The sequence below is a fragment of the Aeromonas sp. R6-2 genome, assembly GCF_040908155.1.
In the GTDB taxonomy this organism is placed as follows: Bacteria; Pseudomonadota; Gammaproteobacteria; order Enterobacterales; family Aeromonadaceae; genus Aeromonas; species Aeromonas schubertii.
This window is the reverse complement of the sequence record NZ_JBFODE010000072.1, coordinates 32,841-52,928: the sequence shown is the minus strand read 5'-3', so window position 1 is coordinate 52,928 and position 20,088 is coordinate 32,841. Positions and strand designations below refer to the sequence as shown.

The 20,088-nt window shown below is 63.9% G+C and carries 26 protein-coding genes; 22 read left to right on the top strand and 4 right to left on the bottom strand.

All coding sequences use genetic code 11. The annotated features are described in order from the left end of the window. From flgN to flgA, 3 genes are all read right to left on the bottom strand, one after another. Complete coding sequence (gene flgN, locus AB5Y48_RS19320; RefSeq protein WP_368165500.1) at positions 1–426, bottom strand: flagellar export chaperone FlgN; 426 nt, start codon at positions 424–426, stop codon at positions 1–3. Then, a complete protein-coding gene (flgM, locus tag AB5Y48_RS19315) occupies positions 423–701 on the bottom strand; it encodes a flagellar biosynthesis anti-sigma factor FlgM (protein ID WP_050665429.1) in 279 nt (92 codons plus the stop codon). Before flgM ends, flgN begins: the two co-directional genes overlap by 4 nt. Before the next feature lie 82 nt (positions 702–783). Further along, positions 784–1,473, bottom strand: coding sequence for a flagellar basal body P-ring formation chaperone FlgA (flgA, locus tag AB5Y48_RS19310; RefSeq protein ID WP_224161105.1), 690 nt, complete (start codon positions 1,471–1,473; stop codon positions 784–786). A 135-nt stretch (positions 1,474–1,608) separates the two neighbouring features. Here flgA and flgB point away from each other — a divergent pair, with 135 nt between their 5' ends. The 22 genes from flgB (at position 1,609) to AB5Y48_RS19200 (ending at position 19,077) form a co-directional block, all read left to right on the top strand. After that, positions 1,609–1,983, top strand: coding sequence for a flagellar basal body rod protein FlgB (gene flgB / locus AB5Y48_RS19305; protein WP_050665431.1), 375 nt, complete (start codon positions 1,609–1,611; stop codon positions 1,981–1,983). A gap of 2 nt (positions 1,984–1,985) precedes the next feature. Further along, positions 1,986–2,408, top strand: coding sequence for a lateral flagellar basal body rod protein FlgCL (flgCL, locus tag AB5Y48_RS19300; protein WP_050665432.1), 423 nt, complete (start codon positions 1,986–1,988; stop codon positions 2,406–2,408). Positions 2,409–2,411: 3 nt separating this feature from the next. Next, positions 2,412–3,131, top strand: coding sequence for a flagellar hook capping FlgD N-terminal domain-containing protein (locus AB5Y48_RS19295; protein ID WP_050665433.1), 720 nt, complete (start codon positions 2,412–2,414; stop codon positions 3,129–3,131). Positions 3,132–3,146: 15 nt separating this feature from the next. Beyond that, positions 3,147–4,340: a lateral flagellar hook protein FlgEL gene (gene flgEL, locus AB5Y48_RS19290; protein ID WP_050665434.1), complete on the top strand. Its 1,194-nt coding sequence runs from the start codon at positions 3,147–3,149 to the stop codon at positions 4,338–4,340. A 10-nt stretch (positions 4,341–4,350) separates the two neighbouring features. Beyond that, a complete protein-coding gene (lfgF, locus tag AB5Y48_RS19285) occupies positions 4,351–5,085 on the top strand; it encodes a lateral flagellar basal-body rod protein LfgF (protein WP_368165499.1) in 735 nt (244 codons plus the stop codon). A 27-nt stretch (positions 5,086–5,112) separates the two neighbouring features. After that, positions 5,113–5,898, top strand: coding sequence for a lateral flagellar basal-body rod protein LfgG (gene lfgG, locus AB5Y48_RS19280; RefSeq protein WP_050665436.1), 786 nt, complete (start codon positions 5,113–5,115; stop codon positions 5,896–5,898). Beyond that, complete coding sequence (flgH, locus tag AB5Y48_RS19275; protein ID WP_136614259.1) at positions 5,898–6,575, top strand: flagellar basal body L-ring protein FlgH; 678 nt, start codon at positions 5,898–5,900, stop codon at positions 6,573–6,575. The genes lfgG and flgH overlap by 1 nt, the downstream gene beginning before the upstream one ends. Before the next feature lie 8 nt (positions 6,576–6,583). Then, a complete protein-coding gene (gene fgIL / locus AB5Y48_RS19270; protein ID WP_368165498.1) occupies positions 6,584–7,684 on the top strand; it encodes a lateral flagellar basal body P-ring FlgIL in 1,101 nt (366 codons plus the stop codon). Beyond that, positions 7,684–8,085 carry a rod-binding protein gene (locus tag AB5Y48_RS19265; protein ID WP_368165497.1) on the top strand — a complete coding sequence of 134 codons (402 nt, stop codon included), beginning with the start codon at positions 7,684–7,686 and terminating at the stop codon, positions 8,083–8,085. The genes fgIL and AB5Y48_RS19265 overlap by 1 nt, the downstream gene beginning before the upstream one ends. Continuing rightward, positions 8,085–9,404 carry a flagellar hook-associated protein FlgK gene (gene flgK / locus AB5Y48_RS19260; RefSeq protein WP_050665440.1) on the top strand — a complete coding sequence of 440 codons (1,320 nt, stop codon included), beginning with the start codon at positions 8,085–8,087 and terminating at the stop codon, positions 9,402–9,404. The genes AB5Y48_RS19265 and flgK overlap by 1 nt, the downstream gene beginning before the upstream one ends. 9 nt (positions 9,405–9,413) lie before the next feature. Then, a complete protein-coding gene (flgL, locus tag AB5Y48_RS19255; RefSeq protein ID WP_060587366.1) occupies positions 9,414–10,316 on the top strand; it encodes a flagellar hook-associated protein FlgL in 903 nt (300 codons plus the stop codon). 11 nt (positions 10,317–10,327) lie between these two features. Next, positions 10,328–11,320 (top strand): hypothetical protein, encoded by a 993-nt coding sequence (locus AB5Y48_RS19250; protein ID WP_136614256.1) that lies wholly within the window; start codon positions 10,328–10,330, stop codon positions 11,318–11,320. Positions 11,321–11,512: 192 nt separating this feature from the next. Further along, the gene (gene lafA / locus AB5Y48_RS19245) at positions 11,513–12,367 is read left to right on the top strand and encodes a lateral flagellin LafA (protein ID WP_050665443.1); all 855 of its coding nucleotides are present in this window, start codon (positions 11,513–11,515) and stop codon (positions 12,365–12,367) included. 99 nt (positions 12,368–12,466) lie between these two features. Beyond that, entirely contained in the window at positions 12,467–13,753 is a 1,287-nt protein-coding gene (lafB, locus tag AB5Y48_RS19240; RefSeq protein WP_136614255.1) for a lateral flagellar capping protein LafB, read from the top strand. 7 nt (positions 13,754–13,760) lie between these two features. Then, entirely contained in the window at positions 13,761–14,153 is a 393-nt protein-coding gene (gene lafC, locus AB5Y48_RS19235) for a lateral flagellar export chaperone LafC (RefSeq protein WP_050665445.1), read from the top strand. A gap of 58 nt (positions 14,154–14,211) precedes the next feature. Further along, positions 14,212–14,523, top strand: a complete 312-nt coding sequence (locus tag AB5Y48_RS19230; protein WP_050665446.1) for a hypothetical protein — start codon at positions 14,212–14,214, stop codon at positions 14,521–14,523. Then, positions 14,520–15,602, top strand: a complete 1,083-nt coding sequence (locus AB5Y48_RS19225; protein WP_319593395.1) for a flagellar hook-length control protein FliK — start codon at positions 14,520–14,522, stop codon at positions 15,600–15,602. The genes AB5Y48_RS19230 and AB5Y48_RS19225 overlap by 4 nt, the downstream gene beginning before the upstream one ends. Before the next feature lie 43 nt (positions 15,603–15,645). Further along, a complete protein-coding gene (gene fliL / locus AB5Y48_RS19220; protein ID WP_050665447.1) occupies positions 15,646–16,104 on the top strand; it encodes a flagellar basal body-associated protein FliL in 459 nt (152 codons plus the stop codon). 9 nt (positions 16,105–16,113) lie between these two features. Beyond that, complete coding sequence (lafS, locus tag AB5Y48_RS19215; RefSeq protein ID WP_050665448.1) at positions 16,114–16,818, top strand: lateral flagellar system RNA polymerase sigma factor LafS; 705 nt, start codon at positions 16,114–16,116, stop codon at positions 16,816–16,818. A 35-nt stretch (positions 16,819–16,853) separates the two neighbouring features. Further along, on the top strand, positions 16,854–17,711 hold the full coding sequence (gene lafT, locus AB5Y48_RS19210; RefSeq protein ID WP_050665449.1) for a lateral flagellar motor stator protein LafT: 858 nt from the start codon (positions 16,854–16,856) through the stop codon (positions 17,709–17,711). After that, the gene (gene lafU, locus AB5Y48_RS19205; protein WP_050665450.1) at positions 17,711–18,646 is read left to right on the top strand and encodes a lateral flagellar motor protein LafU; all 936 of its coding nucleotides are present in this window, start codon (positions 17,711–17,713) and stop codon (positions 18,644–18,646) included. The genes lafT and lafU overlap by 1 nt, the downstream gene beginning before the upstream one ends. 5 nt (positions 18,647–18,651) lie before the next feature. Then, positions 18,652–19,077, top strand: coding sequence for a hypothetical protein (locus AB5Y48_RS19200; RefSeq protein WP_050665451.1), 426 nt, complete (start codon positions 18,652–18,654; stop codon positions 19,075–19,077). Here the strand turns inward: AB5Y48_RS19200 and AB5Y48_RS19195 are convergent. Further along, on the bottom strand, positions 19,028–20,008 hold the full coding sequence (locus AB5Y48_RS19195; protein ID WP_368165496.1) for a lytic transglycosylase domain-containing protein: 981 nt from the start codon (positions 20,006–20,008) through the stop codon (positions 19,028–19,030). The genes AB5Y48_RS19200 and AB5Y48_RS19195 overlap by 50 nt on opposite strands. Positions 20,009–20,088 lie beyond the last annotated feature (80 nt).

Below are 20,088 nucleotides of genomic sequence, written 5' to 3'. Positions count from 1 at the left end.
TCAGGCGGGCTCTGGATAGGCGTCCTGCTGTCCCAGCAGCTGGCGTATGGTCTCGACCTGGCCGGCCAGCAGACGACCGTTACGCTCGTTTTTCTGTTTGCACTGGATAAGCAACTGCTCGAGGCGCAGCCAGAGGGGAGAGAAACGGCGCTGCACCGGCTCGGGCAGACGACCGATGAGGCAGGCCATCCCCTGCTGATCCGGCTCCAGCCCAAAGGCGCGCAGCTGTTGGCAGCGGGCCTGGGCCGACGCCTGGACCTCTCCCATCAGGCCGGTCAGGGTCAGGTTGAAGCGGGTCAGCCCCTCAACGTCATGGGTGCCCAGCAGCTGGTATTGCTCGTCGAGCAGCTGGCAGAGTCGCTGGTAGCGACCGAGATCCTGCTGGACTCCCTGGATCAGGGCCTGGAGACGCTGGCGCGGGGTCATTTGCGGTGTAGATCGACGATGGCGCGGCCCAGGGTTTCCATGTCCAGGGTCAGCTTGCCCTCGGCGATGGCCTGGCGGATCTGGCGAACCTTGTCCATGTCCACGTCGGAGAGATCCTGCATGCGCTGGCGCGCCTGCTCGAGCCCTTGCGCCTCCACGCTGATCTCGGCCTGGGCCCGGGGCGAGGGGGCGGCGGCCGGCGTGCCCGGCAGGCTCTCCTGCTTGTGGGGCTTGGCGGCCTGAAAGAGGGCGCCGTCGGTGCGTTGAATCTTCATAGACTGATGCTTCCTGTTGTCCTGTCACTAAACAGCGACCGCTTTGCCCGATAACTTTAGGTGGGGGCCATCACCTTTGCGCTCAGAAGCGGGTCTCCACTTCCCCCCGCCCGATCACCCAGGCCTGCACCTCCTTGCCGGAGGAGAGGTTGCGCACCCGGACTGCCTCGCCCACCACCCCATCCTGCAGGGCCTCACCGCGCATGGAGGCGCTGAACCCCTCGCTGGCGGCACGGATGATCACCTCCTGACCCCGCTCCACCGCATGGCGCACCTTGAGATCGAGCTCGCCGATGAGCTGACCGGCGCGCAGGTTGCGGCTGCTCTGCGCTCCCTGCAGGGGGCGGTTGGCGGGGATAAAGCCCCGGTAGAGGCGGCTCACCTCCACCGGCTGGCTCACCAGGTCTTCGGCCCCGATACGCTGGCCCCGCTCGATGTCCCGTGCCGCCCGCCACACCGGCAGGGTGACGCGCACCTCGACCCGGCCACGCAGGCTCCAGGCGGGATCGCTGCAGCGGATGAGATAGGGGCGACGACCGAAGGGCTCCCGGTATTGACCCCCTCCCTCCAGCACCAGGGGCTGTTTGCAGGGGGGCAGCTCGTCGGCCCCCGGCGCTACCCAGACCTGGTAGCTGGCCTCGGGGGTGGGCCACTGCTGGCTCTGACCATAGTGCTCGAGCCGGGTGCGTGCATCCTCCAGCAGTTGCTGCTCCAGGGAGGCCTGGACCATGGGCGCGAGCAGAAGGAGCAGGGCGAGCGGTGACTTCCTCATCGGAAACGGCACTTCCTCTTTCGGTGGAGTGGGGTCATCGGGGACCGTTAGGGCGCCCATTATACGTCATGGCACAAGCTGGCATGACTCTTGTTTAAGGCATCCCCACCTTGCCATGCAACCACAGGACGAAGGATGAGTATCTCATTTGACCAAGCCCTCGGGGTTCACCCCTATGCCCTGCAGGTGCGCACCGAACGGGCGCGCATCATCGCCGGCAACCTGGCCAACGTCGACACCCCGGGCTACCTGGCGCGGGATCTTGACTACAAGGCGATCCTCTCCCGCGTGGCCGACCGTGTCTCGGCCGGTCAGATGGAGAGCGTCACCATGGGCGAGGTGGATCATCCTCTCTACCGCATTCCCTTTCAGCCCTCCCAGGATGGCAACACGGCGGAGCTCGGGGTGGAGCAGGGCAAGTTTGCCAACAACGCCATGGATTACCAGACCAGTCTGACCTTCCTCAATATGAAGATCAGCGGTATCGCCAAGGCCATAGAGGGACGCTGATCATGTCGTTCAATCGTATCTATGACATAGCGGGCAGCGCCATGCGTGCCCAGACCGTGCGCCTCGACACGGTCGCCTCCAACCTGGCCAACGTGGACAGTGTGGCGGGGAGCGAGGATGAGGCCTTTCGCGCCATCAAGCCGGTCTTCTCCACCCTCTACAAGCGGGTGCAGGAGAGCGGTGGCCTGGGGGCGGCCGAGGTCTCCATCGCCGGGGTGGTGCAGTCGGACCGGGAGGTGCAAAAGCGCCTCGAGCCCGACAATCCGCTGGCCGACGAGCAGGGCTATGTCTACTACTCCAACGTCAATGCCGTCGAGGAGATGGCCGACATGATGAGCGCCTCCCGCGGTTTCGAGACCTCGGTCGAGGTGATGAACCGAATCGCCAGCATGCAGCAGGGTCTGCTGCGTTTAGGACAGGGTTAAACCATGAGCCTCTCTCCGCTCTCTTCCCTCGATACCGCCCGCGGTAGCGCCTTCCAGCAGGTTGACCCCAAGGTCGCGAGCAATCCTGCCACCTCCCAGAGCAGCAGCCAGGGGGCGACCCAGAGCAGCGCCCAGAATGGCGGCATGACCCTGCGCAACGAATTTCTACAGATGATGGTGGCCCAGATCCAGAACCAGGATCCCACCAATCCCCTCGACGGCACCCAGTACGTGACCCAGCTGGCCCAGTTCAGCATGGTGGAGGGGGTCGAGCAGCTGAAGGTGCTGCAGCAGCAGTCCATCGCCATGATGGATACCCAGCAGGTGCTGGCGGCCACCAACCTGGTGGGCCAGGAGGTGATGGTGCCCGCCGAGGGGATCACCCTGGCCAGTGAGCAGGGGGTGCGTGGCCAGATCGAGCTGCCGGGGGCGGCGGATCAGGTGACCCTCACCGTCTACGACGAGTTTGGCCAGAAGGTGCAGAGCCGCGAGTGGGGGGCCCGGAAGGGAGGGGTCATCGACTATCAACTCGATGCCCTGCCCCCCGGCAAGTACAGCGTCAAGGTGGAGGCGAAGGGCCCCGCCCTCTCCTCCCAGCCCAAGAATTATCTGGCCAGCTCGGTAGAGCGGGTCAACCTGCCGGGGGACGGCCAGATCATGTTACAGGTCACCGGCATCGGTGATGTCCCCCTCTTCAGCGCCGTCCAGTTCGGCCAGGCATAACTCAAGGAGAAGCAGATGTCTTTCAACATTGGCCTGAGCGGCCTGCGCGCCGTCAACCAGGAGCTGGGCGTCATCAGCAATAACATCGCCAACGTGAGCACCGCCGGCTTCAAGTCGAGCCGCGCCGAGTTCGCCGCCATCTACAGTGGCGGCCAGGCGGGCGGGGTGGAGATGAGCAATGCCAGTCAGAACTTCGATCGCAACGGGGATCTGATGCGCACCGGGCGTGCCCTGGATCTCGCCATCTCCGGTGGCGGCTTCTTTATGCTCAAGAATGAGAGTGGCCAGACCTCCTATACCCGTGCCGGCATGTTCCAAAAGGATGCGGGTAACTATCTGGTCAATGCCGCCGGCGATCGCCTGCAGGGATATGGCATCAACCCCGACGGCACCCTCAAGAACGGGGTGGTGGGGGACATCCAGGTGAGCACCGCCAACCTGCCGGCCAAGGCCTCCACCAATCTGGAGTTCGTGGCCAACCTCAAGGCGGGGGCCTCTGTCATCGACCCGGCGGTCAACCCCTTCAACCCGACCGACTCCAAGAGCTTCAGCTACTCCCAGTCGAGCAAGGTCTATGACTCCCTCGGGGTCGAACACACCCTGACCCAGTATTTCGTCAAGACCGCCGACAACAAGTGGCAGGTGCACACCGCCTTCGATGGCACAGTGACCGGTGCGGCCATCCCCATGGAGTTCAATACCAACGGTACCCTCAAGAGCCCGACCGCCAATCCCTCCCTGGCCTTGACCCCTGCCGGGGCGGACCCCATCACCCTGGAGCTGGGGCTGACCAAGGTGACCCAGTATGCCTCCGACTTCAACGTCAGCCGCAACCAGTCCGACGGCTATACCTCGGGGGATCTCACCGGGCTGACCGTGGACAAGGACGGGGGCGTCTATGCCCAGTTCACCAACGGTCAGCGTCTGCTGCAGGGCCAGGTGGTGATGGCCAACTTCGCCAACCCGGGCGGGCTGATGCAGGCGGATAACACCAGCTGGGTGCAGACCTTCAGCTCGGGTCAACCCGTGGTGGGCGCACCCGGCAGCGGTACCCTGGGCACCCTGACCGCCGGGGCTTACGAAAACTCCAACGTGGATCTGACCGGCGAGCTGGTGGGGCTGATGACGGCCCAGCGCAACTACCAGGCCAACGCCAAGACCATCAGCTCGGCCGACAAGATGACCCAGGTCCTCTTCAACAGCTTCTAAGGGGTAAGCCGTGGAGAAACTGATCTACACCGCCATGTCCGGGGCCCAGCACACCCTGATGGCCCAGCAGATCCGGGCCAACAACCTGGCCAACGTGAACACGGCGGGCTTTCGGGCCGACTTCGAGCGGGTCTCTGCCTACATGGTCGGCGGGGATGGTCTGCCGAGCCGGGTGTTGGCCAAGGAGCAGCAGGCGGGCTCCAACTTCGCCGCCGGCGCCCTCATGAAGACGGATCGCACCCTGGATGTGGCGGTGCGTGGCTCCGGCTTCTTCACGGTGCAGACTGCCGATGGCCAGGAGGCTTATACCCGGGCCGGCAACTTCGAGCTGGATGCCGACGGCCTGCTGACGGTCAACGGCCACCCGGTGCAGGGGGAGGGGGGCGAGATGGTGCTGACACCTCACCGCTCCTTGAGCATCGGCAAGGATGGCACCCTCTCCATCGTCCCCCTTGGTCAGGGGGCGCGTCTCGAGGTGGGGCGTCTCAAGCTGGTCGATCCCGGGCAGGGAGAGTTGGTGAAGGGGATGGATGGCCTGTTTCGCCTGCGCCAGGGGGGCGAGGCCGAGGCGAGCGAGCAGGTGGCGGTCGCCTCCGGCTTTCTCGAGGGCTCCAACGTCAATGCGGTGGATGAGCTCATCAACACCATGTCCCTGACCCGCAACTTCGAGCTGCAGGTCAAGTTGATGAAGAGCGCCGACGATCAGGCCCGGCAAGGGGCCAGACTCATTTCCGGTCAGGGTTAAGGCCCTGACGTAGCGAGGAACAGACAGATGCACGCAGCACTTTGGGTGAGCAAGACCGGCCTCTCGGCACAGGATGCCAAGATGGCCACCATCTCCAACAACCTGGCCAACGTCAATACGGTCGGCTTCAAGCGCGATCGGGTGGCCTTCGAGGATCTCTTCTATCAGGTCCAGCGTCAGCCGGGCTCCCAGCAGGATCAACAGAACCTGACCCCGACAGGCATCCAGATGGGTAACGGGGTGCGGGTGGTGGGCACCCAGAAGGTCTTCACGCCGGGCAACTTCCAGAACACAGGGCAAGAGCTCGACATCGCCATCGTCGGCGCCGGCTTCTTCGGGGTAGAGATGCCCGACGGCGAGACCGCCTATACCCGTAACGGCCAGTGGCACCGCAACGGCGAGGGGCAGATGGTCAACGCCGATGGTCTGCCCATGGTGCCCCAGATCGAGATCCCCGAGAATGCGACCCGCATCGCCATCGGTGCCGACGGTACCGTCAGCGCCACCGTGCCGGGCCAGCAGGACAACGTGGAGCTGGGTCGCATGACACTGACCCACTTCTCCAACCCCTCCGGCCTCGAGGCGCTGGGCGGCAACCTCTATCGGGCCACCGGTGCCTCCGGTGAACCCATCGAAGGGGTGCCGGGCGAGGATGGCCTGGGGGCGGTCAAGCAGTACACCCTGGAGGCTTCCAACGTCAACGTGGTGGAGGAGATGGTCGACATGATCACCACCCAGCGCGCCTACGAGATGAACGCCAAGGTGGTCTCCTCCGCCGATCAGATGCTCAAGTTCATCACCCAGGCCATATGATGAGACGCCTGCATGCACTGCTCGCCAGCGGCCTGCTCGCCCTGCTGCTGGCCGGTTGCGCCACCTATGAGCTGGTTCCGCCCGAGCCGGGTGATCAGGCCTGGGCCCCCTCCCGGCCCAAGCTGCCTCCCCAGCCGGAAGGGGAGGATGGCAGCCTGTTTCAGGGGGGCACCATGATGACCCTGTTTCAGGACCGGCGAGCCTACCGGGTCGGCGACATCCTGACGGTGATGCTGGAGGAGCGTACCCAGTCGAGCAAGAAGGCCAACACCACCACCAACAAGAACAGCAGCCTCAACATGCCGGTGCCCACCTTCGGCAACAAGGTGGTCAAGGACTTGAGTGGCAATTACTCGGTGGAGCGGGACTTCGACGGCGCGGCTACCTCGAGCCAGCAGAACACCCTCTCCGGCGCCATTACCGTGACCGTGGCCGAGGTGCTGCCCAACGGTATTCTCGGCATTCGCGGCGAGAAGTGGATCCGTCTCAACCAGGGGGATGAGTATGTGCGCCTCGGTGGCATGGTGCGGGTGGAGGATATCGACCAGGGCAACCGGATCTCCTCCCAGCGTATCGCCGATGCCCGCATCACCTATGCCGGTCGTGGTGCTCTGGCCGATGCCAACCAGATGGGCTGGCTCAGCCGCTTCTTCAATTCCGCCTTCTCCCCCCTGTGAGGATCTCGATGCGTAACTGGCTTCTGCTTCTCTTCCTCTTGCTCCCCCTGCTGGCGACGGCGGCTGTGCGTACCCGTCCCCTGCTCGATATCGCCGATGTGCAGGGGATCCGGGCCAACCAGCTGGTGGGCTACGGTCTGGTGGTGGGCCTCTCCGGCACCGGGGATCGCAGCCAGGTGAAGTTCACCGGCCAATCCATGGCCAACATGCTCAAGCAGTTCGGGGTACAACTCCCCGAGGATCTCGATCCCAAGCTCAAGAACGTGGCGGCCGTTTCGGTACAGGCGACCCTGCCGGCTCTCTCGGGTAAGGGGCAGACGGTGGATGTGACCGTCACCTCCATCGGCGACGCCAAGAGCCTGCGCGGCGGCTCCCTGTTGCTGACCCCCCTGCGCGGTATCGACGGTGAGGTCTATGCGGTGGCCCAGGGCAACCTGGTGGTGGGGGGCGTGAAGGCGGAGGGACAGTCCGGCTCTTCGGTGACCATCAACGTGCCCACCGCCGGCATCATTCCCAACGGCGCCATCATAGAGCGGGAGGCGCCGACCAACTTCGCCAGCCGTCCCGAGGTGATCCTCAACCTGCATCAGCCCAACTTCAAGACCGCACGCAACGTGGAGCGGGCGGTCAACCGCCAGCTCGGCCCCGTGGCGCGGGCCGTCAGTGCCGGTCGTATCGAGTTGCAGGCACCCAAGGACGAGAGTCAGCGCATCAGCTTCATGGCGTTGCTCGAGGATATCCGGGTCGACATGGGGCGTGAGCGCCCCCGGGTGGTCTTCAACAGCCGCACCGGCACCGTGGTGATGGGGAGCGAGGTGAAGGTGCACAAGGCGGCGGTGAGTCACGGCAACCTGACGGTGACCATCTCCGAGAGCCAGAACGTGAGCCAGCCCAACGCCTTCTCCAACGGTCAGACCACCACGACCCCCAACTCCAAGGTGCAGGTGGATCGGGAGCGCAACAACATGTTTGTCTGGCCAGAGGGCACCTCGCTCGAGGTGATCGTCAAGGCCATCAACTCCCTGGGGGCGACCCCGGACGATATCATGGCCATCTTGCAGGCGCTCGACGAGGCGGGGGCTCTGGATGGTGAACTGGTGGTGATCTGATGACACGAATTACAGTGAGCGAACCCGGTTTCTATCAGGACCTGGGCGAGCTACAGAAGATCAAGAGTAATCCGGACCAGCGGGCCGCCCTCGAGGCGGCCGCCGGTCAGTTCGAGGTGACCTTCCTGCAGACCGTGCTCAAGCATATGCGGGCGGCCAGCGATGCCCTGCAGGATGAGGATGAGAAGCTCATCAAGGGCAACGAGCTCTATCGGGACATGTATGACAGCCAGCTGGCCATGGGGTTGGTCAAGGGCGGCGGCATGGGGCTCACCCGCCAGATGGTGGAACAGCTCGAGGCGCCGCTAAAGAATCCGGCGGCAGCGGTCGCTTCAACACCGGAGAACCTGGCGGCCTTTAGCCAGCCGCTGCTGACCCGCACCGTGAGGAAACCTGACTGATGTCACTGCTCAATATCGGCTTCTCCGGCCTCAATGCCGCCCAGATCGCCATGAATGTGGTCGGCCAAAACATCGCCAACGTCCATACCCCTGGCTACTCCCGTCAGGAGGCCACCATGGGGAGCGTGGCGGGCTTCGGCCGCCTCGACAACGGTCAGGGGGTCATGGTCACCGGGGTGCGCCGCATCAGTGACGACTATCTGGTGAGCCAGCACTGGCGTTCCGGCTCGAGCGTGGGACGCGCCTACTCCTTTCATCAATACATCAACACCACCGAGCAGCTCTTCGGCAGCGAGTCCATGAGCATCAGCATCGGATTGGACAGCTTCTTTGCCTCTCTGAGCGGGGCCCTCGACAGCCCGGAGACCGGCGCCCAGCGCGAGCAGATCGTCAGCTCGGGCAATGCCCTGGCCAACCGCTTTCGCCAGTTGAGCAGCAGCCTGGCCACCCAGGAGCGGGAGATCTCCGACCAACTGGGGAGCTCGGTGGAGCAGGTCAACAGCTATCTGGAACAGGTGGGCAAGCTCAATCGCCAGATCAGCGAGCTGGCCGCCAAGGGGGGCAACACCTCCGCCCTGGAGGACAGCCGGGATCTGGTGGTGCGCCAGCTCTCCGGGCTTGTCGAGGTGCGGGTCACCCGACAGGAGAACGGGGATTACGATCTCAGCCTGCCCGGGGGCGAACCCCTGGTGCTGGGTCAGAGCAGCAGTACCTTGACCCTCAAGGGGGATGTACTGAGCCTGAGTTTCGGTACCCAGACCTTCGATGTTCCCTCCCTGGGGGAGGGGAGCATAGGGGGCGTGCTCGACTATCGCCGTGAGGTGCTCAGACCCGCCAAGGCCGAGCTGAACCAGATAGCCAGCAAGCTGGCCGACGAGTTCAACGTCAAGCAGCAGGGGGGCGTGGACCTGGCCGGTAACCCGGGCAAGCCCATGTTCACCTATGACCCGGCCGATCCGGCCGCCACCTTGAAGATCGCCGATGGATTTGCCGGCAGTGATCTCGCCTTCGCCAAGGCGGGCGGGGGGCCCGGCGACAACCGTAACCTGCAGGAGATGCTGACCATCAAGGATGGCCAGTATGATGCCTATGCCTCTCTGGTCGGCCGACTGGCGGTGCAAAGTGGCCAGGCCAAGTCCGAGATGGAGTCCAGTGTGAAGCTCGACAAGCAGATCGGTGACAAGGTGAGCAGCGTCAGCGGCGTTAACCAGGATGAAGAGGGGATGAAGCTGATGGCCTTCACCAAGGCCTATCAGGCCAATGCCAAGGTGATCAGCACGGCGGATCAGCTGTTCGACTCCCTGCTGAGCATGTTCTAAGGAGACCCCATGCGTATCAGTTCTTCCATGATTCAGAGCAGCATGCTCGGTAGCCTGCAAGGGGGCTATGCCGAATATGCCCGCCTCGACCGCCAGATCGCGAGCCAGAAGCGAATTTTGCAACCCTCCGATGATCCGGTGGGGAGCGTACGTCTGCTGGGATTGAAGCGGGAGCAGGCGGCCATGACCCAATATCAGAAGAACATCTTCAACGCCAAGACCCAGCTCTCCCAGGCCGAGACCCAGCTCGACACCATGAAGAACATGATGATGCGTCTGCGGGAGCTGACTCAGCTGGTGGCCAACGGCTCTGTCAGCCCAGAGGACCGGGTGGGGGCGGCGACCGAGCTGGCGAGCCTGCGCGATGGTCTGCTGGATCTGGCCAACGCCCGCAACGAGGCGGGCTCGAGCCTGTTTGCCGGCAGCCAGGTGGGCAAGAGCGCCCTGGTCAAGGATCCGGCGACCGGTGCCTATCACTACCAGGGGGATGCCCTGCAGCGGGATGTCCCCATCGCCAAGGGGGTGAGTGTGAGCCTCAACGAGGGGGCCGACACCCTGTTTCTCAGCGGCGGTGATTTTTTCAAGGAGCTTGACGACTTCGTCACCCTGCTCGAGAGCGGTGCCTCCGATGTGTCGACCGAGGCCGGCGCCATGCTCGATCGCAGCATGGGGGTGCTCGACAATATCGCCAGCATGACCAGCCGCATTGGCGCCAAGATCAATCTGCTCGATCAGATCGACGAGTCCCACATCGAGATGAGCACCTACAGCAAGGAGGTGAGCAATCAGATCGAGTCTCTCGACTTCCCGGCGGCCGCCACCCGCCAAGCCACTGTGCTGGCGGCGCTGCAGGTGCAGCAGCAGGCGTTCGTCAAGATCAATGCCCTCAGCCTCTTTGATTACATGCGCTGAGGTGTGACCCCATGCTGATCCACTCCACCCGTCAGGGGGCTATCCCCGAGACCGGCAAACCCGGGGTCATCCCCTCTCATTCCGAGCCCGCTCGCAAGAGCAAGGGGAGCGCTCGCAGCGAGCGCCAGCCCGATCTGGCGCGCCTGCAGCGCTGGGCCCTGATCGGTAACACCCAGCAGCGTATCGCCTCGGCCCAGAGCAGCGAGCAGGCGCTGGGGTTGGTGTGGAGCGAGCTGCGCAAGCTCGATGGTCAGCTGGCACAGCAACGGGGGCGGGCGCTGGAGCTCAACGGTCGCCTCAGCCGCCTGGAGCAGCACGTCAGCGGTGAGAAGGGGCCTCTCACGGCCGATCTCAAGCCCAGGCTGCTCGACAGGGCTCCCACCCTCACCTATCAGGCCGAGGGGCTGGATCTCCTCACCACCAAGGGGGAGAGCGAGCGGCTCTGGATCTCGTTCCCGGTCAGTGCCGCCGCGGTGGAGGTCAGCCTGCCCGCAGGGGCCTCGCCCCAGGAGGTGTTGTCACGGCTCAATCAGGCGCTGCAAGGGGAGCAGATCACTGCTCGTCGTGGCGCTGATGGTCAACTGACCCTGACCCTGCCCGAGGGACAGAGGCGCAAGCTCGACGAGCCGGTGTTGCTGCGTGGCGAGGGGGTCAGGCTGCCGGCGGGCAATCCCATTCCGGTGCGCTTCAAGCAGAGTGAAGGTGAGCTGGGGAAGATAGAGAAGGGGCTCTCCCGGGGAGAGATAGCCCAGGAGCAGCAGCGTATCCGCAAGCTGCTGGCCGATGTTGAGCAGTCGGTACGAGAGCTCAAGCAGTTTCGCCAGCGTGCCATGCAGCAGCTCAAGCAGGTGCAGTCGCGCAGCCAGAGCATCTCTGCCAGCGAGCTCGAGCAACTGCAATCCCGTCTCAGTGAGGTGCTGACCCAGGGATTTGCCGGCACCATGTCGGGGCTGCTGGCCCAGGCCAATGTGTCACGGCAGACGGTGGTGGCGCTGCTCACCTGAACGCTCGCGCTGCGATTGGGTTGTCACGCCATCCATCAGGGTGGCGTTTTGCATTTTTGGGGCCGCGAGGTGGCGGTGACGATGAAAAAAGTACGCTATCCATTAAATTTTTGTCGCCCCCCTGTCGCTCTCTTCCTGTGACGAGTTAACCGGGTCAACCGGCCCGCACCAGTAACGAACGAGGAACGCATCATGGGTCTTTCCATTCATACCAACTACGCCTCTCTGGTCACCCAAAACCAGCTGAACTCCACCAACAAGATGCTGGGTACTGCCATGCAGCGCCTGGGTACCGGTCTGCGCATCAACTCTGCCGCCGACGACGCCGCCGGTCTGCAGATGGCCACCCGTCTGCAAGCCCAGTCCAACGGCCAGAAGGTCGGCATGCGTAACGCTCAGGACGCCATGTCCATGATGCAGACCGCCGAAGGGGCCATGGATGAGATGACCAATATCGTTCAGCGTATGAAGGATCTGGCTACCCAGGCAGCAAACGGTACCAACAGCTCCGCCGACATGGCCGCCTCCAACTCCGAGTTTGGTGAGCTGCAAAAAGAGCTGAAGAACATCGTTGATAACACTACCTATGGTGGCGCCAAGCTGCTGAAGGGTGGCAAGTTCGAAAGCTCCATCACTTTCCAGATCGGTGGCTCTTCTGCTGAAACCCTGAGCCTGGATCTGTCCGCCAAGCTGAAAGACGTGACCGGTAGCACCGCCAACAAGGGTGTGGAAGGGACTGCGGTGAAGGCGGGTATCGCTGATCAGACCAAGGCCACTGCCGCCATGGGCGAACTGGATACCTTCCTGGCTGACATCGGTTCTGTCCGCTCCTCCTTCGGTGCCAATATCAACCGTCTGGAGCACACAGTGACCAACCTGGCCAACATGAAGGAGAACACCGATATGGCCAACGGCCGTATCATGGATGCCGACTTCGCGGCCGAAACCACCTCCATGACCAAGAACCAGATGTTGATGCAGGCCGGTATGTCCGTCCTCTCCAACTCCAACCAGATGACCGGCATGGTGACCTCCCTGCTGCGTTAATCCGGATAACGGGGCCCGCGTGCGGGCCCCGTACGGATAGGAAAGGGGCGTGCTTCGCCCCTTTCCTATCCGTAGCCCTTCACCGCGAGGATCCCGATTATGATGGTCGACCCCGTCACCATGGCCACCCAGCTGGTCGCCGCCGAGCGCATGAACATGGACAAGATGCTCAAGCGCCAGCAGGAGGCCTTCAAGGCGCAGCTGGAGGCCATCAATGGCCTCAACACCAAGCTCTCCGCCTTCCAGACCCAGCTCAAGGAGCTCAACAAGGCCTCTACCCTGCAGGCCCAGAAGGCGACCGCCTCGGAAGAGGGCTTTATGACCATCACCAGTGACGGCAAGGCCGTCTCGGGGGAGTACAGCCTCTCGGTCAAGCAACTGGCCCAGGCCCATCAGGTGGGCATGGTGTTCACCAGTGAGAACGATCCCCTCCCCACCAGTGGTGAACTCAAGCTGACGGTTGCGGGCAAGGAGGTGAGCATCGATTTTGCCACCCTGCCGGCCGGCAGCACGGTGAAGGACCTGGTCAGCCAGATCAACAACGCCCCCGGTAACGACAAGGTGAAGGCGAGCCTGGTGCGCAGCGACGGCAAGTTGAATCTGGTGCTCACCAGCCGCGAGAGCGGCACCGCCAACGCCATCGACGTCCAGTTCAGCGGCGATCCTGCCTCTACCTTCGGCCAGGCCGTGGCGGCCAGAAAGGATGTGACCCTGGCCCAGGATGCCAAGGTGACCATGGGTAGTGGGCCGGGGGCCATCGAGGTGGTCTCCGCCAGCAACAAGCTCGACAAGCTGATCGATGGTCTCACCATCGATCTGACCAAGGCGCAGAAGCCGGGCGAAGCGCCTCTGCGCATCAGCGTCACCCAGGACAAGGAGACGGTGACCGGGGCGCTCAAGAAGTTTGTGGAGAGCTACAACGGCCTGGTGGATGAGATGGGAAAGCTGACGGCGAGCGATCCCAAGAATCCCGGGGCGCTCGCCTCTGACAGCTCGGTACGCAGTCTCAAGAGCGTGTTGACCCGCTCCGTGCGTGACCTGCCCAATGGCATGAGTCTTGCTCAATTGGGGATCAAGACCGACCGTCACGGCAAACTGACCCTGGACGAGACCGCGTTCAACAAGGCTCTGGAGAAGGATCCCGAGCTGCTCGGCAAGGCCCTGCTGGGGGACGATGGACTGCTCAAGCGAATGAGTAATGCCATCGATCCCTATACGGCACGGGACGGCATCTTCAAGCGCAGCAAGGAGAGCATCGAGAAGAGCCAGAAGCGGGTCGATCAGAAGATGGAGGCGCTCGATCGCCGGATGGATGCTGCCTACAAGCGCTACCTGAACCAGTTCACCGTGATGAACCAGATGCTACAGACCATGCAGGGGATCTGAACCAGAGATGTTTGAGCAAGACGATGTGCTGGCCGCCTATCAGCAGGCCGCCACCCACGCCAAGGCCGCCAGTGCCAACCCCCATCAGCTGGTGCTGATGCTGATCGACGGACTGCTCGACGAGATGGCCCGTGCCGAGGGCCATCTGCAGGCACGCCAGTTTGAGCGCAAGGGGCAGGCCATCGCCAAGTGCCTGGATATCCTCGGTGGCCTCGACAGCGCCCTCGATATGGAGCAGGGCGGGGAGCTGGCCATGAACCTGCACCGTCTCTACGACTACTGCGGTCAGCGCCTGTTCGAGATCAGCGCCAGCAACCAGGCCGACGGCTTTGCCGAGGTACGCAAGATCATCACCGAGCTGCGTGAGGGGTGGGAAGCCATGGGGCGTCATGCCGCCTGAGTGTTTCCTCCCGGGGAAGCCGGGCTTCCCCTCGTCGTCCGGTTAAGGAGGCTGACCCATGTTGCCATCACCCCAGGAGAGTGCTCGCCAGTTGTTGCTGGTGGCCACGCGTCTGCTCGATCAGGCCAGAGCCGGTCAGTGGCAGGAGGTCGCCCGCCTCGATGCGGCATTGGCCAAAGCCTGCACGCAGCTGCGCCGCGTCCCAGACCTGTGGCAGGCCCTGGAGCCGACTCGCAATGAGGTGCGCCGCCTGCATGCCGAGGCCCTGACCCTCTGCCGTGGCGAAACGCAGCGCCTGCACCGGGAGTGGCAGAGCATGGGTGAGCAGCGTGAGGGGATCCGTGCCTATGAAGAGGTGGCCAGTCAATGAACAACCTGCTGATTAACGGGACGGGGGGCTTTCGCGGCTCCCGTGGTGAGGCTATCGCCGCCGGACGGGACGGTGACGCCGAGCCGGAACCCTTCTCGCTGACCCTGGATGAGGAGAGCATGCAGGACAGCCCGCAGCTCCCCCCGGGCGTCTTGCCTCAGCCCCAATTTACCCGTATGGCGCTACCGGAAGGTGAGGTTTCCCTCTCTCCCGAAACCCGGTCGCCGGCCCCGCAGGGCAGCGACGGGCCCGTTCAGGCCGACCCGGCAGCGGATTTGCCCCGGGAGATGCCTTCCCTGGCCTTTCGCGGCATGCCGGTCAGGTTGCCGGCCGCTCCTGCAACCTCCGCAGAGGAGGGGGCATCCACGCCTCAGCCGATCGGGATGCCGTCGAGAGCGGCGCAGCCGGAACCGGGCGTGAGCGCCCCTGAGCACCCCTCCGCCCCTGTGAAGGGGGAGCGTGCGCTTCGCGAACTCTTCTCTACCACACCGCCGGGTGAAGGGGCCAGCGCCACTGCCAAGCGCGAGCTGGTGCCACTTTTGCGCCTCGCGGCGCAGCAGGGGAGTGAGCCTCTCAGGGAGAGCCGGGAGGCGGCGCCCGAACCTGTCTCCCTGAGAGGGGGGCCGGTGCCGCTTCCCTTGCAGCGACCGGGTGAAATCCAGTGGGCACCCTTGCGTCTGGCGGATCCCCAGGTGCAGTGGGGGCAGCAACTGGTGGCTGCCCTCAAAGACAAGGTTGAGCTGCAGGTGGGCCAGCAGATCAAGCAGGCCCATATCCGCCTCGATCCTCCCGAGCTGGGGCGCCTGGAGCTGAACGTGCGCATGGAGGGGGATCGTCTGACGGTGCAGCTCAATGCGGCCAACCCGGCCGTACGCGATGCCCTGATTCAGTCGATGGAACGGCTGCGCAGTGCCCTGATGCCCCATCATGCGGGCGGGGTCGAGGTGAATGTGGGCCAGGGAGGTGCCGGCCAGCAGGAGCAGACCCCGCGGGATCAGATCCTGGCCGGTCGCCGTGTCCTGATGGAGGAGGAGGCCACGGCCAGCGATCCCCATGGCTGGCTCGATACCCTGGTGTGATCCCCTGACAACCCGAGTTTTAGCGAGAGACTAACGAGAGATGATGCGTCGAATTCTTATCTGGGTGGCGGTGGTCATCATGGTCATCAGCCTCACATTGGTGCTGGGTTATGTGGGCTACCTCAAGCGCGACAAGATAGAGGTGATGCTGGGGCTGGCCGAGCCCAAACCCGAGCTCAGTGCGACCCCGCTGTTCAAGCCCCTCGACAAGTTTGTGATCAGCCTGGAAGGGGGCGCCGATACCCACTACATGGTGCTCGAGGTCGCTCTGGTGACTCACAATCCGGCGGTATTGAACCAGCTCGATGAGCAAAAGCCGCTGCTGCGTAACGCCATGGTGCAGTACTTCAGCCACCGCAGCCATGACGAGGTGCGCAAGGAGCTGCAACAGATCAAGGTGCTACAGGAGTCCCTGCTCAAGAAACTTGAGCTGACCCTGGAGAGCTATGGCTACAAGACCTACCTCGATGAGCTGCTCATCACCAAGGTCGTGGTGCAGTAAGGCGGTAACATGGACGCGCTCTGGGCGGAGGAGAGAGAGTACCGGACATCGGCTCAGCAGGGAGAGGCCGAGGTGCTGCGCCGTTTCCTGCCCCTGGTCAAGCGCGCAGCCGGCCACCTGCGCAGCCAGGTCTCGGTCACCTTCGATCGGGAGGACATGGAGCAGGTGGGCATGATGGGGCTGCTCGAGGCGTGGCGACGCTATGGGGGCGAGCTGGATGAACAGTTCGAGAGCTTTGCCTTCAAGCGGATCCGCGGCGCCATGCTCGACGAGCTGCGCCGGCTCGACTGGCGACCGCGCCAGCTGCGCCAGCAGGTGCATGCCTTCAATCAGCAGGTGCGCGAGCTGCAGGCCCGCCTCGGCCATGTGCCGAGCGAGCCGGAGATAGCCCAGGCCCTGGGCTGCACCCTCGAAGAGGTGCGTGACCTGGCCTATGCGGGACAGGCCGAGGCCCTGCAGAGCCTGGAGGAGTGGCTCGAGAACGGAGGCCGGGCGCCCAGTGCCGAGAGCGATGATGCGGATCTCGCCATGACGGTGAGCAAGGTGCTCACCACCCTGGACAAGCGGGAGCAGCTGCTGCTCTCCCTCTACTACCAGCACGAATTGAATATGAAAGAGATAGCCCTGGTGCTCGGCCTGACCGAGTCCCGGGTGTGCCAGTTGCACAAGCAGTGCGTGCTGCAGCTCAAGCAGCGGCTGGCGGCGTCGTTTTAACCGGGGGAGACTCCCCCTCAATCCGGAGTGGATAGATGCTTAAGCAGATTGGCATTGGGGTGATCCTCGTCTGTGTCCTGGGGGGCTTCATGATGGCGGGGGGCAAGGTGATCGCCCTGTGGCAGCCGGCCGAGCTGATCATCATCATAGGGGCCGCCGTGGGCTCCATGATGCTGGGTAACGAGAAATCGGTGCTCATCGAGATGAAGCACCAGCTCAAGCAGGTGTTCAAGCCCAACAAAGAGGAGAAGGAGCTCTATCGGGAGCTGCTGACCCTGATGCATCAACTGCTCGAGGAGACGCGCAACAAGGGGCTCAAGGCCCTCGATGAGCATATCGAGAATCCCCAGCAGAGTTCGGTCTTCCTGATGTATCCCCAGATCTCCGAGGATCCCCAACTGCTCGGCTTTATCATCGACAACCTGCGTCTGCTCGGCATGGGCAAGATCAGCCCCCACGAGCTCGATACCATGCTGGAGCAGGAGATCATGGCCATCGAAGAGGATCTCCTCAAGCCGGCCCACGCCCTGCACAAGACCGGAGAGGCCTGCCCGGGCTTTGGCATCCTGGCGGCGGTGATGGGCATCATCATCACCATGCAGCAGCTCGACGGCCCCCTGGCCAACATAGGTGTCCACGTTGCGGCCGCCCTGGTGGGCACCTTTATCGGCATCTTCCTCTGCTACTGCCTGCTCGAACCCCTGAGCTCGGCCATGGAGGAGCAGGTGAAGCGCCGCATCGGCCTCATGATGTGCATCAAGTCGATCCTGCTGGCCCAACTGCGCGGCAAGCTTCCCCTGCTGGCGGTGGACGCCGGTCGCAAGGTGCTTGAGCCCGAGGTCAAACCCAGCTTCCTCGAGCTGGAAGAGTGGGTCACCAACAGGGCGATGTAATGCGCAACCACGAGCAGATCATCATCAAGCGCCAGCAGAGGCGCAATCATGGACCCAAGGCTGGCGGTGCCTGGAAGGTGGCCTTTGCCGACTTCACCCTGGCCATGATGGCGTTTTTCATGGTGCTCTGGATCCTGGCGGTCTCCAATCAGGAGGAGCGCACCGCGGTCGCCAGCCGGCTGAGGGATTACAGCATCATGGACAGCGAGGCGAATCCCTTCGATATCAGCAACAGCCCCTATCCGGTGGATCTGGGGGGGAACCCCTCTGTGGTGGATGAGACCTCGCCCCGATTCAGCGAGCAGGGGCAGCGCATGCCCAAGTATCGCGACAACCCGGGGACCATCTTCAACGAACAGGGCAAGGCGGGTTATCAGAGCCTGCTCAAGGGGCGGGTCGAGGGTGAGAAGCAGATGCAGCAACTGGCCGGCTTTATCGGCTCCCTGGCCAACCAGATGGAGGCGAGCCGCAACCTGGAGCTGCAGGTGGTTCCCCAGGGACTGCGCATCCTTATCCGCGATAACGATCAGCGGGAGATGTACGCCCGTGGCAGCGCCCGCATCACCCCCTTCTTCCACCATCTGTTGATGGCCCTGGCCCCGGTGTTCGAACGCATCGAGAACCGGGTGATGATCTCGGGCCACACGGACGCCACCCCCTTCGCCGGACAGAACTACACCAACTGGGAGCTCTCCTCGGATCGCGCCATGATGGCGCGCCGGGTGCTGCAGGCGGGAGGCATGCCCTCCGAGCGGGTGGCACAGGTGGTGGGCATGGCCGAGACCATGCCCGAGGATCCCGACGATCCCAAGAGCAGCCGCAACCGCCGCATCGAACTGTTGATCATGTCGCAGGGGGCGGAAGAGAATCTGGACCGGCTGTTTAGCAGCCACCTCAAACAGGCGGCGGCAGCGGCTCGCCGTCAGGAGCCCTGACATTCATGGATGAAGCACTCGATCCCCTGTACGACGCCCGTCGACAGCAACCCCGTTGGTATCTGCACGATGGCCAGACTCCCTTCGAGCAGCAGTCGTGTGGCATCACCGCGCGCCTGATGGTGAGCGGCCTGCTGTTCGATCGTCGCCTGTGCCGTGTCATCATCAAGGACATAGGCCCGGGGGGCGTCGGATTTCTCGCCCCTCGCCGCTTCGAGCTGCCACGTTCCCTGCGCCTGGTGCTGCCCGGCTTACCCCCGCTCGACTGCCTGCTGATGCACAGTCGTCCGGTCGGCCCCTCCCTCTCCTTCATCGGGGGCGCCTGGGCCGAACCCGACGCCGTCGATCTGGCCCCGGTGCTGAGCCGCTGGCGTCAGCACTTCATTGCCACCAGTGGGGTCGCTTTTCCCGAAGACCCAGAGGGTCATTGATCTCGGCCTTGGGCCACTCCCGTTTCACCATATCCAGACCGCGCGCGGTACCGAACTGTAGCGGGTCCTTGAGCCCCTCCAGGGAGACGGGCAGGGTGACGGTGAGCCGTTTGCGGGGCGCCTGGCGGAGCGATGCCTCACCGTAGAGCACAGGGCAGGGGGGGCGAATGGCGGGCTCCCAACTGCGCCAGGCCGGATTGAGGGCGGTCAGCCCCTGCAGGTCCTGACGATGGCGCTGGCTCCAGCCGGTGAGGGAGCACTCCCCCGGATAGTCGACCCTGAGTTCCCCCCCCTCTCCCCACTCGGGGAGCCGCAGGCCATAGTGAGCCGGCGCCGAGAGCAGCCGACCCAGGGCCTGTAGCCTGGCCACATAGCGGCGGGTCTCTGCGGGCAGTGGCAGGGCTTGCACCGAGTGGGTTCCGGCGGCTGCCAGGCTCGCCTTGAGACGCCCTTCCCCCGCATTGTAGGCCGCCAGCGCCAGCAGCCACTCCCCGTCGAAGGTCTTCCTGAGCCAGCCGAGATAGTCGAGCGCTCCCTGAGTGGCGAGGGGGAGGGAGTAACGACCGTCAAACGCCTCCTCCACCGGTACACCGAAGCGGCGGGCCGTCTCGGGCATCAGTTGCCAGGGGCCGGCGGCGCCCGCGTGGGAGACCACATCCAGGCGGTAGCTGCTCTCCACCAGAGGCACCAGCAACAGCCAGTCGGGGAGACGGCGGCGGCGCAACTCGGCCTCGATCAGGCGCAGCATGGGGCGGGCCCGCCCCAGGGTACGCTCCAGATGCCCCTTGCTGGCGAGCAGGTAGCGAATCTCCTCCTCGATGCGCTGCTGCTCGAGGGGAGAGGGGGTCGCGGGAAGGTTCCAGGCGCGATCGTGCCAGGCCTGGAGAGGCTGGCAGAGCATCAGACTCACAAGGAGAAAAGAGTATCTCATCAATAGCTTCAAATGGTACTATCCTTGGATAGTCTGACCCACTGATATTGCTACAGTTTTTCCCAATACCTGTCGCTTTC

What these genes read in the sequence shown, in the direction of transcription:
- lafC (WP_050665445.1), top strand. Translation starts at nt 13,761, where the DNA reads ATGTTTGAGCAAGACGATGTGCTGGCCGCCTATCAGCAGGCCGCCACC.
- AB5Y48_RS19195 (WP_368165496.1), bottom strand. Translation starts at nt 20,008, where the DNA reads ATGAGATACTCTTTTCTCCTTGTGAGTCTGATGCTCTGCCAGCCTCTC.
- flgM (WP_050665429.1), bottom strand. Translation starts at nt 701, where the DNA reads ATGAAGATTCAACGCACCGACGGCGCCCTCTTTCAGGCCGCCAAGCCC.
- flgB (WP_050665431.1), top strand. Translation starts at nt 1,609, where the DNA reads ATGAGTATCTCATTTGACCAAGCCCTCGGGGTTCACCCCTATGCCCTG.
- lafA (WP_050665443.1), top strand. Translation starts at nt 11,513, where the DNA reads ATGGGTCTTTCCATTCATACCAACTACGCCTCTCTGGTCACCCAAAAC.
- AB5Y48_RS19200 (WP_050665451.1), top strand. Translation starts at nt 18,652, where the DNA reads ATGGATGAAGCACTCGATCCCCTGTACGACGCCCGTCGACAGCAACCC.
- AB5Y48_RS19295 (WP_050665433.1), top strand. Translation starts at nt 2,412, where the DNA reads ATGAGCCTCTCTCCGCTCTCTTCCCTCGATACCGCCCGCGGTAGCGCC.
- fgIL (WP_368165498.1), top strand. Translation starts at nt 6,584, where the DNA reads ATGCGTAACTGGCTTCTGCTTCTCTTCCTCTTGCTCCCCCTGCTGGCG.
- fliL (WP_050665447.1), top strand. Translation starts at nt 15,646, where the DNA reads ATGCGTCGAATTCTTATCTGGGTGGCGGTGGTCATCATGGTCATCAGC.
- AB5Y48_RS19225 (WP_319593395.1), top strand. Translation starts at nt 14,520, where the DNA reads ATGAACAACCTGCTGATTAACGGGACGGGGGGCTTTCGCGGCTCCCGT.
- lafB (WP_136614255.1), top strand. Translation starts at nt 12,467, where the DNA reads ATGATGGTCGACCCCGTCACCATGGCCACCCAGCTGGTCGCCGCCGAG.
- AB5Y48_RS19265 (WP_368165497.1), top strand. Translation starts at nt 7,684, where the DNA reads ATGACACGAATTACAGTGAGCGAACCCGGTTTCTATCAGGACCTGGGC.
- flgK (WP_050665440.1), top strand. Translation starts at nt 8,085, where the DNA reads ATGTCACTGCTCAATATCGGCTTCTCCGGCCTCAATGCCGCCCAGATC.
- flgCL (WP_050665432.1), top strand. Translation starts at nt 1,986, where the DNA reads ATGTCGTTCAATCGTATCTATGACATAGCGGGCAGCGCCATGCGTGCC.
- flgA (WP_224161105.1), bottom strand. Translation starts at nt 1,473, where the DNA reads ATGAGGAAGTCACCGCTCGCCCTGCTCCTTCTGCTCGCGCCCATGGTC.
- flgN (WP_368165500.1), bottom strand. Translation starts at nt 426, where the DNA reads ATGACCCCGCGCCAGCGTCTCCAGGCCCTGATCCAGGGAGTCCAGCAG.
- flgH (WP_136614259.1), top strand. Translation starts at nt 5,898, where the DNA reads ATGAGACGCCTGCATGCACTGCTCGCCAGCGGCCTGCTCGCCCTGCTG.
- AB5Y48_RS19230 (WP_050665446.1), top strand. Translation starts at nt 14,212, where the DNA reads ATGTTGCCATCACCCCAGGAGAGTGCTCGCCAGTTGTTGCTGGTGGCC.
- lafU (WP_050665450.1), top strand. Translation starts at nt 17,711, where the DNA reads ATGCGCAACCACGAGCAGATCATCATCAAGCGCCAGCAGAGGCGCAAT.
- lafT (WP_050665449.1), top strand. Translation starts at nt 16,854, where the DNA reads ATGCTTAAGCAGATTGGCATTGGGGTGATCCTCGTCTGTGTCCTGGGG.
- AB5Y48_RS19250 (WP_136614256.1), top strand. Translation starts at nt 10,328, where the DNA reads ATGCTGATCCACTCCACCCGTCAGGGGGCTATCCCCGAGACCGGCAAA.
- lfgG (WP_050665436.1), top strand. Translation starts at nt 5,113, where the DNA reads ATGCACGCAGCACTTTGGGTGAGCAAGACCGGCCTCTCGGCACAGGAT.
- lafS (WP_050665448.1), top strand. Translation starts at nt 16,114, where the DNA reads ATGGACGCGCTCTGGGCGGAGGAGAGAGAGTACCGGACATCGGCTCAG.
- flgL (WP_060587366.1), top strand. Translation starts at nt 9,414, where the DNA reads ATGCGTATCAGTTCTTCCATGATTCAGAGCAGCATGCTCGGTAGCCTG.
- flgEL (WP_050665434.1), top strand. Translation starts at nt 3,147, where the DNA reads ATGTCTTTCAACATTGGCCTGAGCGGCCTGCGCGCCGTCAACCAGGAG.